Origin of the sequence: Streptomyces sp. NPDC044984 (assembly GCF_040646935.1) — a bacterium.
GTDB lineage: Bacteria > Actinomycetota > Actinomycetes > Streptomycetales > Streptomycetaceae > Streptomyces.
On record NZ_JBEZBE010000022.1, the window covers coordinates 82,387 to 95,858 of the forward strand.

A 13,472-nucleotide genomic window follows, 5' to 3' on the forward strand; every position below is an offset into this window, starting at 1 on the left:
GGGGCCACCCAGACAAAGGAGCGCAGAGCAGATGCAGCAGACAACCGACGCGGAACGCCGACCGCAGGCACCGCCCGATGACGACGGCGATGTTCCCGTTTTTCAGCTCACCGACCCCGAACTCGTGCGGGACCAGCACGGATTCTTCGCCAGGCTGCGCGAGCAGGCGCCCATATGGTGGGCCGAACTCCCGGACGGGTCACGCTGGTTGGTCCCGACTCGGTACGAGGACATCCGCAAGGCACACCTCGACCCGCTGCTCCGGCAGAAGCCGGACGCGGAGGACGACCCGGTCTCGGACGAGGAGGGCGGCATCTGGCGCATCTACAACGAGCACCCGGTGGTGTCCGACCCGCCCAAGCACACCCGTCTGCGCAAGCTCCTGAGCGGCGCGTTCACCGTCCGCCAGACGGAACGTATGCGGCCGCTGGTGGAGCAGACGGTGTCGGAACTTCTGGACCGCATCGCTGAGCAGGGTGCGGACGGCACGCCGGTGGACCTCATGGAGGAGTACGCCTGGCAGCTGCCACTGGTCATGATCTGCGAACTGCTCGGCGTCCCCGAGGACCGCCGCGAAGTGTTCCACGACTGGTCCCGCAACGCGCGGGACTTCACCGGAGGCAGCACGCACGAGGGCCGGGAGGAGATCGCCTACCGGCTGATCGACGTCATCAAGGAACTCGTGGAGGAGAGGCGCGCGCAGCCGACCGAGGATCTGCTCGGCCAGATGGTGCACGTGCGGGACCACGAGGAGGGCCGTCTCAGCGAGATGGAGCTGCTCTCGACCGCCTTCATCGTGCTGCTGGCGGGCTTCGAGACCAGTGTCGGACTGATCGGCAACGGAGTCTACGCGCTGCTGCGCACCCCGGATCAGCGGGCTCTGGTGGAAGGCGATCCGGCACTGCTGAGCGGGGCGGTCGAGGAGTTCCTGCGGTTCGACCCCTCGCTCTACCTCACCAATGTCCGCATCGCCGGCGGGCCGACGTCCCTCGCAGGCGTCGAGATCCGCAAGGGCCAGCCGGTCCTGCTGTCCCTGGGCGCGGCCAACCGGGACCCGGAACGGTTCCCGGACCCGGACACCCTCGACGTGACCCGGTCGGCCGCGGGGCACCTCGCCTTCGGGTACGGCATCCACCACTGCATGGGCGCGCCGCTGGCCCGGATGGAAGGGGCGATCGCCATCGGGCGCCTGCTGGAGCGCTTCCCCCGGCTGCGTCTGGCCGAGGAAGGGGACCTGCCCCTCATCCCCAGTCCCATCTCCCGCACGCTGATCAAGCTGCCGGTCCTGGTGGACTGACAGCGCAATCCTCCCGGTCGCCACGCCTGATGAGGGGCGGCCGGGAGGACCGCGCACGGGGGTGCCGTTCTCAGGGGACGGAGGGCGGCTGCTCCGCCGATCCGGCCGCCGACTCCGCGCAAGCGGGGCAGCCGGCGCTCCTGCGGTGGTACTCCAGCGCCGCGCCGGCCAGGGCGATGCCCCACAGCAGCCAGGACGTGTAGAAGCCGAGCGGAACCCAGGGACGCAGGCCGATCTCCTCCACCGAGGGCCGCAGCGGATCGCGCGCGTGCCGCAGGGCCGCCAGTACCGCGGCCGGCGCGACCTGGACCAGCACGGCCACGCCGAACACGGCCGGCCCCAGCACCGCCCAGCGGGGTACCGGCTCATCTCCCGCCACCGGAATCCAGGTCGGCAGGACCCTGCCCCAGGGGCGTACCAGGGCCAGTGAGAGGACCGACCCGGTCAGGGCGGGCAGGACGGGAACCCAGCCGCCCCGGATGCCGTGGATGACGTCGGGCCGGGTGATCCCGATGTCACTGCCGCACTCCCAGGCCAACTTGATCACCGGATACGGCAAGGACAGCGCGCACGCCGCGTACCCGCTCCACGCGGGTGCTCTCAAGGCGTGTCGGGGGAGGGGGCGCCGGCACTCCGGACAGGCCGGGGCCGAGGCAGCGGAGTGGCCGCGCGCGGCGAGTACGGCCAAGGAGGCCGAGCCGACGGCGAGAGAACGGACCACCACTTGTCCAGGGACGACGGGCGCGGTGTCGGCCGCTCCCGGCCCGGCCGTCCGGCGAAGGACCACGCCCATCGCGTCGAACAGCAGGTGGCTGCCGCCTTGGACGAGGGCCGCGGCCGCGCCCTGGGCGCCGATGGAGGCGGCACGGCGCACACCCGGTCGGGACGCACTCCCGGTGACAAGGGCGGAGAGAGCCAGCCCGCCCACGAGGGAAGCCCCCTTGATCAGCCGTTCACCAGGGAACGGGCCGCTCGTGCCGCCGCGTCGACGGACGAGGACACCGACGGCGTACGTGGCGGCGCAGCCGGCGATGGCGGCTCCCGCCTGGATCCGCCACCGCGCCGATCGGGCGGGCGCGTTGCGTCCGTCTCTCGTGTCCGAGGTCATGTGTGCTCCCAACGTCGCGTCTGCTTCCCCACGCACCCTAGGAAGTTCGGCGCCGGATCCACCAAGCGACATCGAATACTCGCGATCGTCACCGCTCCCGCGATCTCAAATCTTCGATGCACGCGCGGAGTCCGAAGCCCGCCGGGCCAGGATGGGGTTCTCCCGCCTCGTTGCCGCACTCCCTCCGGGAATCCCACACGCTCGCACGAAACGGCGCATACATGTACCAGATCACCGACGCACCACTCAGCGGAGCGGTCCCCGATCTCTCCGACCCCCGCCACTACGCCGCAGAGGGGATCGAGGAGGTCTGGCGCCGGCTCCGCGAGGCCCGTCCCCTGTTCCTCACCCGACGTACCGCCGGCGCTGATTTCTGGTCGGTGCTGAGCCACGACCTCGCCGGCCAGGTCCTCAGGAACAGCGCCGTGTTCTCGTCCACGGGCGGTATGCGCCTGGACGCGGATCCGGTGGCCAACGAGGCGGCCGCCGGAAAGATGCTCATCGTCACCGATCCGCCCCGGCACGGTGGCGTCCGACGCATCATCAACTCCGGCTTCACACCCCGCATGGTGCAACGGCTGACGGACAACATCCGGGTGACGGCGGCCGAGGTGATCGAGGACGCGCTGGAGCAGGGCGAGGTCGACTTGACCCGGGTCGCCGCGCGGCTACCGGTCTCGGTCATCTCCGACATGCTCGGCGTCCCGCGGTCGGACTGGGACTTCATGCTCGAACTGACCATGATCGCGTTCGGAGCCGACGAGTCGGCGGGGACCGACCCGAAACGGATCGCCGAGGCACACACCGAACTCCTCGTCTACTACGACGAGCTGCTGCGGTTGCGCCGCCGTGAGCCGCAGGACGACATCGTCAGCGCCCTGGCGCACGGTGCCGTCGACGGGGTCCCGCTGACCGACGAGGAGATCCTGCTCAACTGCAACGGGCTGATCTCCGGCGGCAACGAGACCACCCGGCACGCGACGGTGGGCGGGCTGCTGGCCCTCATGCAGCAACCGTCGGAGTGGGCCAAGCTGCGTGCCGAGGCGGAACTCCTTCCCTCCGCGGTGCAGGAGATCCTGCGCTTCACCAGCCCCGCCCTGCACGTGCTGCGCACGGCACGGCAGGACGTGTCCCTCGGCGACCAGCTGATCCGCGCGGGCGAACAGGTCGCGGTGTGGTTGCCCGCCGCGAACCGTGACGGAGCGGTGTTCGCCGACCCCGACCGCTTCGATGTCGCGCGCACCCCGAACCGGCACCTGGCGTTCGCCCAGGGCACCCACTTCTGCCTGGGATCGGCCCTGGCGACCAGCGAACTGACCATCTTCTTCGAGGAATTCCTCGCCCGCGTGGCCGACGTGACTCCACGTGAAGCACCCCAGCGGATGCAGTCCAATCTGATCTGGGGCTTCACCTCGGTGCCCGTCACCTTGGCCCGCCGCGAGGGCCGCCACTGACCCAAGCCTCCGCCTGACCGGTTCGCGCCGCCGAGCGGGGACCGGTCACCGGCCAAACCGTGGGAGAGACGTTGACCTTGCTGACATCACCCCGACAGGCGCCTGACGCCGAATCGCTCCTGGTGACCCTGTCCGAATCGGAACACCGTGAAACCGCCGCACTCGCCCGAGAGCTGGCGGCGACACCCCCTGGCCTCGTCGACGACCCGCAGTGGCTGGCGGCGGCGCGCAGGATGTCGTGCAGGCTTCCCGTGCGGGTTCGGGAGGCGGCACGTCTCTACAAGCACGACCCCGGCCGGGACGGCATCCTGATCGTGGCCAACCTGCCGGTGGAGGAGGAGCGCCTTCCGCTGACGCCCTCCATGGCCGAGTCCGTGGAGCGAACGGCCACGGTCCCTGCGGCCGTCGCCGTGCTGATGTCGATGCAGATCGGCGAGATCGCGGCCTACCGCGCGGAGAAGTCCGGCGCGCTCGTGCAGAACGTGGTTCCGGTACCGGGCCAGGAGGAGTCGCAGAGCAACGCCGGCTCCATCCCGCTGGAACTGCACGTCGAGAACGCGTTCCACCTCCGACGGCCGGACTACGTGGGTCTGCTGTGCCTGCGCGGCGACAGGAACACGAACGCCGGCACGCTGGTTTCGTCGATCCGCCGGGCCCTGGAACTCCTTCCGGCGGACGTCGTGGGCGTGCTGCAGGCGGAGCGCTTCTCCACGGCTCCGCCGCCGTCGTTCCACGGAGGCGCCTCGGCCCCGGCGCACGCGGTCCTCACCGGCAGTGCCGCCGACCCCGACGTCGTCGTGGACTTCCACGCGACCACCGCCAACGACGACGAGGCCAAAGTGGCCCTGGAGCACTTGCGGACCGCGTTCCTCGAGGCCGCCAGGACACTTGTCCTCAGGCCGGGCGAGATGGCGTTCGTGGACAACCGTCTGGCCGTCCACGGGCGCACGGCCTACACGCCGCGGTACGACGGTCACGACCGATGGCTGCACCGCACCTTCGTGCACCTGGACCACCGGCGGACGCGAGGACACCGGACCGGCGACGGCGACGTGCTGGACTGAGCCCCTCCCGGCCGGACCTGCCGCACCCGGAGGGCCCCGCGACCTGTCCGCCGCACGAGCGGCTCGCCGATGCCCGAGGACTGTCCGCCTCCCTCCTGTGCGGCGGAGACGGATAGTCCTCTCGGCTGATGCGGATGGTCCGCTGGGTTGATGCGGGCGGTGTCGGGGGCGGGGGAGGCTTGGGTGTCAGCCATGCAGAACCGGAGGTCACGGTGCCCATTCCCCTCAACACATCGACGGACAGCGGCACTTCACCGCCCCCAGGGGATGCGGGGTGGCTGGTGTGGGCGCGTCGGTGGCCTCGGTGGGCGCCGTACGCCGCCGCGGTGTGGGGCGGGGCGTACGCGGTGGTCCAGGCCGTGTGGGCGGTGACGGGCACCACGGTTCCTTCGACGCCGGACGAGTCGTACACGTCGGCGACACAGGGCGTCCTCGCGGGCATGGGCGTGGTGGCCGCGGGCGCGGGTCTGGCCGCCACGCGGACGTGGGTGGGTTGGCGCCACGCGGCCACGACGGTCTCGCTGTGCGCGGCGGTCCTGGTGTACCTGTTAGGCGCGGCCAGCCTGCCCGCGCACTTCGTGACGCTGGCGTCGGGTTCGGGGGTGGAGAGCGCGACCGGACTGGCCAACGTCCTGCTGCACGCGGCGGGGGCGGGCCTTCTGGTCCCCGCGACGCTGTCGTTCTGGCGTCGGCACCGTAACCAGTGCCCGCGGTGCGGACGATTCCACGAGGGCCGGAGCAGCGGGGCGCTGGTTCATCCGGCCCCTTCGGTCGCCTCGAAGCGTACCCGCGTCGCCGTCTTCCTGCTGATGGGCGGGCTCCTGCCGTGGGCGGGGGTCAAGACGATCTGGACACTGGGCGGTGACGCGATCGGCGTCACGGCGGAGGGCTGGCGGGACAGCAACGCCGACGCGTCGGGGATCGCCAAGGCGCTGGCGTCGGTCGGCATCGACGTGACGGTGCTGGCGGCCGCGGCCGCGATCTTCCTGCTGCTCGGACTGATGTATCCGTGGGGGCAGGTGTTCCCCCGCTGGACGCTGCTGCTGTCGGGACGGCGGGTTCCCAGGCTGCTGCCCCTGCTGCCGGCCTGGGCGACGGCCTTCGGCCTGTCGCTGTACGGAGTCTTCCTCCTCGTGGTCTTCGTTCCGCTCACCGCCCTCGGGGTGCTCCCGGAGATGAAGCCGACGGGGGCGTTCACCACCAGCTCGGGACTCCTGTGGATGGCCGCCTTCGGCGGCATGGCCTTCACGGGCCTCGGCTTCGGCCTCGTCCTCGCCGCCCGTTCCTACGCGATGCGCACGAGACCCGTCTGCGCCGGTGCCGGCACTCCGGTGCTCGCGCCGGCCGGCTGAGGGGCCGGTCGGCCGAGCTCGCCGCTCCCGTCAGCTTGTTGACATCACCCGGCGCGCGGCCCGTCCCCGCCGACGTGGATGACCTGTTGCGGACACGCTCCGCAGGTTCGCTGTACCCGTACGGCAGGTCTTTCCTACGGTCGTCATGCAAGCCCCTTGACCGATGGAGCCGCGAGGTCGAGGCGGGGGCGAATCCCCCTGCGGACGTGACGACGCGAGGGCGCTCGGCCGTTTCACGGGCCACTCGGACGGCGACCGGTGAAGGCCGGGCCGTGGAACGCGAGCGGGCGGGCCACGGCCTCAAGCGAAGGGAATGCTCATGGGAGTGACCGGCGAAACCCTGCGGGACGACGGCGGACTGCCTCTCGCCGAGGGCCCGGACGAAGCCGAGCCGGTGCGGCGGCGCCGGTTCTCAGCCGGGACGTCGGCACCGGAGCGGGCCGCTGTGACGGACACCGGAGAGACGCCCCTGGACGGCCCGCTGGGGCCCACGCTGCTGAAGGTCATCCGCGGCAACCCGACGGGGGAGGAGCTCGCCGCGGTGGTGGCGCTGCTGCTGGCCCGCAGTCCCAGGACCGGTGGCCGGGGCCCCGTCGTCCCCGTGCGCGCGGCCAACTGGTCTCTGCCGCGGCCGGAAAGCCGGTCACCACGCTCCTGGATGTCCGAGCGCTGAGCCGCCCGGCCTTCCGGCGACGTGGACGGCGGACACCGGTTCGCACCGGCGCCTGCGAACCGTTCCTGAGCATCGGTCGGCGGCCGGTCCTGACCGGCCGCCGACCGCCCCTGCGTCGCCCGATCACTCGCAGCCGTGCCGCCAGTTCCATCCTATGAAGGTCTGCTTCAGCTCCACGTCGAAGTGGCAGGAGGCGCCGGAGTCCGCGCTGATCCGCACGTAGGAGTGGTGCGTGTTGGCGTACACGGTGCCGGAGGGGTCGAAGATGCCGGCGTAGGTGAAGGAGGCGTGCGCCTCGGCGTTCACGACGGCGCAGTCGGTCGCGCAGTCGTCCTGCCCGGACGACGACAGCAGCGACCACCCCGCGTCCCAGGGCTCCCGGTTCCACTCCTGGCGGGCCTCGGTGGCGGCATTGATGACCCGGCCCGACGCCGTGTCCCAGGTGGACGTGGTGTAGAGGCCGGTCATGCGGATGTTGCAACAGTCGAACATCTCGTTCCACGTGCGCAGTTGACGAGTGCCGGAAGCGGCGGCGCCGGTACGCGCGCCCTCGACCGCCTTCGCGGCCCGAGGGGAGGCCGCACCGGCGGGCACGTGACGCACCGGACCCAGCTCCGGCTTGCAGTCGTCACCGATGGTGACCTGCTGCTGAACCGCCATCCCCGCGGGTGGCGCGGGCAGCGAGCCGGACAGCTTCACGCTTCCACAGGACGTGGCAGTCTGCGCGTCACCGGCGCCCTGTCCCGCCTCGGCGGCCACCGCCGAACCGCCCAACACGCCGGCCAGGGTGATCGTGGCCGCGAGAACACACGCAATCCGCTTGGACAATTTTCTTCTCCCGCCTACGGGTTTCCGGTGCTGCACCGGTCCGCATGTGGATCATCGGTCCTTCGCGGCCAACGTACCGACGGTTCGGGCCGGTGGGGCCGGGAGCGGGTCAGGTTGGCAGGAACATGGCGCGAGGGCCCGGCGTGGTCCGCGGCACGGCTGCCGAGGGTCGCGGAGACCGGAGCCTGCGCACCGCCCTCCAGCGGCCTGGTCCTCCGCCCGCATCCGCACCGACTCCCGGCGCCTCCGTCCCACGGCGGTCAGTCCGCCCCCGGTCCGTGTACCTCACACATCACCGGCTGCAGCCACAATCCCGAGTCCTCCGGGGACTCCGCGAAGGTGCACTTCGACGGGCCGGGGTCAGCAACGGCGTCTCGACGCCGTGAACCGAAGCCGAACGTTCCGGCGGGGCTGTGTCATCTTCCTGCCAGGCGGCCCGGTGGCCGCATGCGCCGGCCGGCGGCGAGACCGCTGCGGAGCGCCCTTCGGCACCAGGTCAGGCGGTCTGGGTGATCACGAATTCGCACAACGCGTCCAGAGCCGCTCGCGCGGGTGTACGGGGGAGCGAGGCCAGCGCGGTGCGGGCACTCCTGACGCGGTCACGCATCATCGCCTGGGCCTGGTCGACAGCGGCGGAGCCGCGGAAGAGGGTCAGCGCTCGCCGGTGCGCTCCCGGATCGGTGAGCGGTCCCCCCTCCAACAGGGCACGCAGTTCGGCTCCCTGCGGACTGCGGTCGGCGCGAGCGAGCAGTACCGGAAGGCTCGGCACCCCGGCGCGGAGGTCCGTGCCCTGCTCCTTGCCGCTGGCTTCGGAAGGCGACAGCAGGTCGATCAGGTCATCGGCGATCTGGAACGCGATGCCGAGACTGGTGCCGTACTCCGTCAGCGCTTCGGCCTGTTCCACGGGTGCGTCCGCCTGGGACGCCCCGAGGCTCAGCGAAGTGGCCAGCAGCTCCACGGTCTTGCCCGTGATGACCTCGAAGTAGTGCGTCACCGGATCCTCGTCGGGGCCCGGGCCCATGAGTTCGCGCAACTGGCCCTCGACGAGCCGGGCCGCGGCCCTGGCGTTGTGATGGACGGCGTGCAGGCCGACGCCGGCGGCGAGCTGCGCGGCACGGGCCAGCAGCCAGTCCCCGCCGCGCACGGCCATCCGGTTGCCCCAGCGGGCGTTGGCGCTGGCCGTACCGCGTCGGGTGAGCGCCGCATCCATGACGTCGTCGTGGTAGAGGGAGGCGATGTGGACGAGCTCCATGACGACCGCGATCTCGGTCACGCCTTCACGTCGCGGTCTCCCGAACTCGGCGGCCAGCAGCACCAGGAGCGGCCGGAGCCGTTTGCCCCCCGCGGCGGCGACATGACCGGTGAGTTCGGCGATCCGGGGGTCGGTCGAGACGGTGCGCTGGAGTTCTCGTTCCACGGTCTCCAGGCCGGTGCGCAGCCGCTCCTCCATTTTCCGGTCGGCGATGTCGAACCGGAGGCCCCGGCCGGCGTGCACCTTCCGCAGTGCCGCTTTGGCACGCAGACGATCGCCCCGTGCAGCGATCATGTCGAACGTCACCGGCTTGCACCGGACCTTGTGCGCGTGGGCATGAGCGGCCTCCCCACCGGGATAGAGTATGCGGCGGTCCGACGGACCGGGCCGGCCCCCCTCCGAGGCTGACCAACCCCGGAGGCGGTGGACAACGGCACTGTCCGGTTGCTGCCACCGTCCGCGGCGGTGGCAGGACACGCGGACCGGCCGACAGGGGGCGCAGGCGCCGTATCCGCCGACCGGGATCCGTTCCGCGGCCCTTCGCGCCCTGAGAAGGGCTTCACCGCCGGGGCGCCGACCGGGTGCGGGTTCCGGCCGGCGCGGGCAGGGGGCGACGACGGCAGGTTCAGCCCTGCGGTGGAGGCAAGAGTCCCAGTCCCGCCGCGTACACACCGGCCTGGAAGCGGGATTCGGCGCCCAGCAGCGTCATGATCTCCGCGACGTACCGCCGGTATGTGCGGACGGACATACCCAGCTCACGTGCCGCGACCTCGTCGGTCACCCCGTCGCGCAGCCTCTCCAGCACCTGCCGCACGGTGTCGGCCCTGGGCCGGTCGCCGAAGTGAAAGCGCTCGGTCAGGACGGTGGCGTTGCTCCACACGTTCGCGTAAAGACGGCGGACCGCCTGCAGTACGGTCGCAGCACGTATGACGGAGGCACGCGACGCTCCCGACGGCCCGACGTTCACGAGGGTCGCCGAACCGTCGACGATGACCGTGCTCAGCGACGGCATCTGGGTCGTCCGTATCTCCCACGCCTGGCCGGCGGCAGTGAGCTCCCGCACGAAGTCCGCGTCCACCGAAACCGGGTGACACAGCAACCGTGCCCGGATGGACCCGCCGCGTGACTGGAGCGTCTTGCGCAGCGCGGCGTACGTGCCCCGGGCGACCTCCGCGTCGTTGCTGAGCGCCACTTCGATGATGTCCGAGGCATCCTCGATCAGAGACTCGATGGCGGGCACCACCTCTTCCCGTCCCAGTTCCTGGACGAGCGCGCTGCGGGACAGGCGTCTACGGTGCCTGACCACCGCCGACTCGATGAGCGCTCGCAGTTCCAGTAGTTCCTGCTCCACCTCGTCGTGGGTGGGGCCGCGATGGCTCCCTCCCGAGCCGGATGGTCGTCGTGGACCCTTCGAGCCGGAGTCCTTCCGTCTCTGCACAGTGCAATCTCCCCGTTATTGATGCTGTGCGTTTCAGCGTTCGCGTGGCAGCAACCCCAGTTCAACGCTGCGGACCCCGGCCTGGAACCTGGACTCCGCGCCGACATCGCGCATGAGCTTCGCCACGTGCCGGCGGTACGTGCGCAGTGAGACCGACATCTCGCTCGCCGCCGTGGCGTCGGTGTGGCCTTCCCTCAGGTACATCAGAACCCGCCGCATCACGTCGGTCCCGAGCCGTTCTCCCTGCAGGTGCTCCGGGACGTGACGCCCGGCCCTCCACACGTTGGCGTAGAGCAGGTCGAGTGCCTTGGCCGTGGCCAAGTCCGTGACGAGCGTGGCCGACTCGTCGTTGCCGGACTGCCTCGACCAGGTGAGGGCGGAACTGCCGTCGACGATCAGAGCCTCCTGTAAGTCGCCCTCGGACACCCGCACCTCGGCCCCTTCGACGTGCTGCACCAGTTCCCTCACGGACGTCGTGTGCAACACCTCGGGGGTGCAGAGGAGGCGTACGGCGACCGACGCCGACCGTCCCTCGTTCCTCTTGCTCCACTGACGGAGGGCCGCCAGGACCGAGTCGTTCCTCCGACCGTCGTGCAGCAGAGCGATGCTGATGCCGTACCTGGCGCTGCCGATCAGGCGCGCCGCGACTTCCGCGAACCGGCGCCCGTCGTCTCCCAGCATGACCAGGGGCCGTTGCTGTTCCATAGAGCGGTGAGTCGTCACGGTCGAGTCGAGCAGCGCACACGCTTCGAGCAGAGCCTTCTCGACGGTGTCCGCGGAGGCGGTCGTTCTGACGCCTTGCGCGGCTAGTGGCGCATATGTGGCCGGGTTCTCCTTTTGGGAGTTTCCTCGTACTGCGAGCACATAAGCCACGTTTCCCCCATTGGCTACCTAACTGCGAGAATCCGATAGCGGTGCCGCTTGGGCAGTCCGCGGGATTCTCTAATCAGTGATCACATCGAATTGACGCTAACCTTGGGGGAGGTGATCAGTCAAGCGTTCACCATGTTCTCCCATCTTCCGAGAGGTCCCTTCGCTGTTTCGGATTGTTCGTCACTCGTTGGCGCAGTCTGCGATTGATTGAAAGATGTACGTACTCTGGGCCGAGCCGGCGAACCGGGTCAACGGGAGAGGGTCGGATGTCAGCAAGTTGCCATGGGGCGTCTCGAGGGAATAAATCCCTCGCGCCCTGGAAGTAGGGAAGTGAAGGGGGCCAGGCGTGCCCTGCTTCGGCCGTAATGCGTCGGAAGGCGGACGGGGCGCTCGGGGCGACAGAAAGCGGAATTAAATGTTCCGGAACGGGCGCGATATATTCGGTTGCTGGGAATTCGGTGGGCCCGTATGATCATGTCCGGCGTCCGGTGGCGCCTTGCCTCCTGCTCGGATGTGTAATGGTCACTGGCCGCCCTCGTGATTTCGTCGACTTCACGTCGTGGGTCGGTGTGAGTGTTCTGGGTGACAAGGTCCCGGCTCGTGGAAAAACCGAACCGCCCTTATGTTGCATCAAGGTGAGGTGCGGTGAGACGTCCGGTGATGCGTGCGTGGCGGTTGCAGTGATGCAGCGGGGTGTCATTCCTTCGCGGGGCTCGGGGGGCAATGAACAGTCCGCTTTACGCCGCTCCAGACGTTCGTCCCTTTACTTGGTGTACGGTCGCCCCTTTCCGGGACGGCCGGGTGTCGAGCCGCGGGACGGAACGGCTGGAATCCCTGCAGGCACAACGGGACGGGACGACCGGCGGATCGGGATCACCATTGCCTGAGCATGGTGAGAGTGTCGTCTCCGTGGCGACATTCCTCTCGCCGGAGCCGAACGGACGGCGGTCCGCGCCGCATTGCGGTTCCGTGGAAATTTTCAAGCAATTCCAGATGAACGTCGAGCTGGACGGGCGTCGCGGGGATCCGTTCCGGCGGTTGTCCCGTGTGTCGTCGGTCCGGTGCCGGATGTCGCCTTGGGGCCGGCGCGGTCGATTCCATTCGACGGAAGTTCCTTCGGGATTTCGCGAAGGAATTCCCGGCGCGCCCGGCAGCGGAAATCCGAATGAGGGTGACCGAGGTGAGGATCCGCAGGGCGTCAGGCGGTCCGGCGGGCGAGGGCTACCACTTCTGGACGTCGATGATTTCGTCGGCCCCGGCGGGCAGCGCGAGTGAGGCGACCCAGCCCGGGGGGACCGGGACGTCGGTGACGCGCCATGTCACGGGGCCCGACGGGACGATGTCCGCGGTCACCTCGACCGGGCCCGGCCGGTCCGCCCCGGTCTCCAGAGCGGAGAGCGACGTGGCGAGGCCGACGCCGACCGCTTTGAGTACGGCCTCCTTCCGGGTCCAGCAGCGCAGGAAAGCTCGGGTGCGCCAGGGCTCTTCCAGGCCCAGCACGACTTCTCGCTCCACCGCGGTGAGGGCCACGTCGGCCAGTTCCGCCACATGGACGTCACGGAGGGCCTCGACGTCCATTCCGACGGGACAACCGGAAACCGCCAGCATTCCGAGTCCTCCAGAATGAGAGAGGCTGAACATCGGCCCGTCCTTTGGGGCCAGTACCGCGGGCGGACCGTGTTCCGGGCTGCCGCACCCCGGACAAGGACGTCTCCCGAGCGGCACGTCGGCGGGTTCACCGCCCAGAACGCCGGCCAGGACGCGGCGCACGACCGCCCTGCAGCTGACGTATTCGGCGGCGGTGTCCATATCGCGCATGCGCCCCGCCCGGGCGCGCTCGGCTTCACTGAGTACCGCCCAGTCGCAGGGCTGCGGACGTGTCGCCGTAATGCGCCATTGCCACACACCGGTGATGTCCGGCCTTCTGCCGAAAGGATGGGTGTGTTCGTTCTGCGTAGGCTCTGCGGTACCTGTGGACACCTTGCAAACCTACGCATGGTCCGACGCGCCGCGACCGCGGTGTGGCAGTGAACGGCCAGCGTCACAACGCTTGAGAACGCGCCGGGTTCGGTGCGTAGCGAAAGTGGAAGGAAGGCCTCTCACTTTCCCTCGGCCGAATGCAGCTTCCTGACA

General features: G+C 70.0%; 11 protein-coding genes. 5 read left to right on the plus strand and 6 right to left on the minus strand.

All coding sequences use genetic code 11. The annotated features are described in order from the left end of the window. Positions 1–31 precede the first annotated feature (31 nt). The gene (locus tag AB0A94_RS23760; RefSeq protein ID WP_361747318.1) at positions 32–1,297 is read left to right on the plus strand and encodes a cytochrome P450; all 1,266 of its coding nucleotides are present in this window, start codon (positions 32–34) and stop codon (positions 1,295–1,297) included. 70 nt (positions 1,298–1,367) lie between these two features. On the opposite strand, the gene AB0A94_RS23765 is transcribed toward AB0A94_RS23760, so the two are convergent. Then, positions 1,368–2,405 carry a hypothetical protein gene (locus AB0A94_RS23765; RefSeq protein ID WP_361747320.1) on the minus strand — a complete coding sequence of 346 codons (1,038 nt, stop codon included), beginning with the start codon at positions 2,403–2,405 and terminating at the stop codon, positions 1,368–1,370. Positions 2,406–2,626: 221 nt separating this feature from the next. Here AB0A94_RS23765 and AB0A94_RS23770 point away from each other — a divergent pair, with 221 nt between their 5' ends. From AB0A94_RS23770 to AB0A94_RS23785, 4 genes are all read left to right on the plus strand, one after another. Further along, positions 2,627–3,859, plus strand: coding sequence for a cytochrome P450 (locus tag AB0A94_RS23770; RefSeq protein WP_361747322.1), 1,233 nt, complete (start codon positions 2,627–2,629; stop codon positions 3,857–3,859). 122 nt (positions 3,860–3,981) lie between these two features. Beyond that, positions 3,982–4,923 carry a TauD/TfdA family dioxygenase gene (locus AB0A94_RS23775; protein WP_361747324.1) on the plus strand — a complete coding sequence of 314 codons (942 nt, stop codon included), beginning with the start codon at positions 3,982–3,984 and terminating at the stop codon, positions 4,921–4,923. Between the two features lie 326 nt (positions 4,924–5,249). Beyond that, entirely contained in the window at positions 5,250–6,275 is a 1,026-nt protein-coding gene (locus tag AB0A94_RS23780) for a hypothetical protein (protein WP_361747326.1), read from the plus strand. A gap of 319 nt (positions 6,276–6,594) precedes the next feature. Further along, positions 6,595–6,948, plus strand: coding sequence for an acyl-CoA carboxylase epsilon subunit (locus AB0A94_RS23785; RefSeq protein WP_361747328.1), 354 nt, complete (start codon positions 6,595–6,597; stop codon positions 6,946–6,948). 123 nt (positions 6,949–7,071) lie between these two features. On the opposite strand, the gene AB0A94_RS23790 is transcribed toward AB0A94_RS23785, so the two are convergent. The 5 genes from AB0A94_RS23790 to AB0A94_RS23810 all read right to left on the minus strand — a co-directional run bounded on the left by AB0A94_RS23790 (position 7,072) and on the right by AB0A94_RS23810 (position 12,947). Next, positions 7,072–7,776, minus strand: coding sequence for a hypothetical protein (locus AB0A94_RS23790; RefSeq protein WP_361747330.1), 705 nt, complete (start codon positions 7,774–7,776; stop codon positions 7,072–7,074). A gap of 496 nt (positions 7,777–8,272) precedes the next feature. Next, entirely contained in the window at positions 8,273–9,322 is a 1,050-nt protein-coding gene (locus AB0A94_RS23795; protein ID WP_361747332.1) for a polyprenyl synthetase family protein, read from the minus strand. Positions 9,323–9,653: 331 nt separating this feature from the next. After that, the gene (locus tag AB0A94_RS23800; RefSeq protein WP_361747335.1) at positions 9,654–10,379 is read right to left on the minus strand and encodes a LuxR family transcriptional regulator; all 726 of its coding nucleotides are present in this window, start codon (positions 10,377–10,379) and stop codon (positions 9,654–9,656) included. A gap of 120 nt (positions 10,380–10,499) precedes the next feature. After that, a complete protein-coding gene (locus AB0A94_RS23805; RefSeq protein ID WP_361747337.1) occupies positions 10,500–11,339 on the minus strand; it encodes a DNA-binding response regulator in 840 nt (279 codons plus the stop codon). 1,221 nt (positions 11,340–12,560) lie between these two features. Then, complete coding sequence (locus tag AB0A94_RS23810; protein ID WP_361747339.1) at positions 12,561–12,947, minus strand: 4'-phosphopantetheinyl transferase superfamily protein; 387 nt, start codon at positions 12,945–12,947, stop codon at positions 12,561–12,563. Positions 12,948–13,472 lie beyond the last annotated feature (525 nt).

Excerpts from the sequence above, each read along its gene's own strand:
- AB0A94_RS23785 (WP_361747328.1), top strand. The coding sequence starts at position 6,595 with ATGGGAGTGACCGGCGAAACCCTGCGGGACGACGGCGGACTGCCTCTC.
- AB0A94_RS23760 (WP_361747318.1), top strand. The coding sequence starts at position 32 with ATGCAGCAGACAACCGACGCGGAACGCCGACCGCAGGCACCGCCCGAT.
- AB0A94_RS23770 (WP_361747322.1), top strand. The coding sequence starts at position 2,627 with ATGTACCAGATCACCGACGCACCACTCAGCGGAGCGGTCCCCGATCTC.
- AB0A94_RS23795 (WP_361747332.1), bottom strand. The coding sequence starts at position 9,322 with ATGATCGCTGCACGGGGCGATCGTCTGCGTGCCAAAGCGGCACTGCGG.
- AB0A94_RS23765 (WP_361747320.1), bottom strand. The coding sequence starts at position 2,405 with ATGACCTCGGACACGAGAGACGGACGCAACGCGCCCGCCCGATCGGCG.
- AB0A94_RS23810 (WP_361747339.1), bottom strand. The coding sequence starts at position 12,947 with ATGCTGGCGGTTTCCGGTTGTCCCGTCGGAATGGACGTCGAGGCCCTC.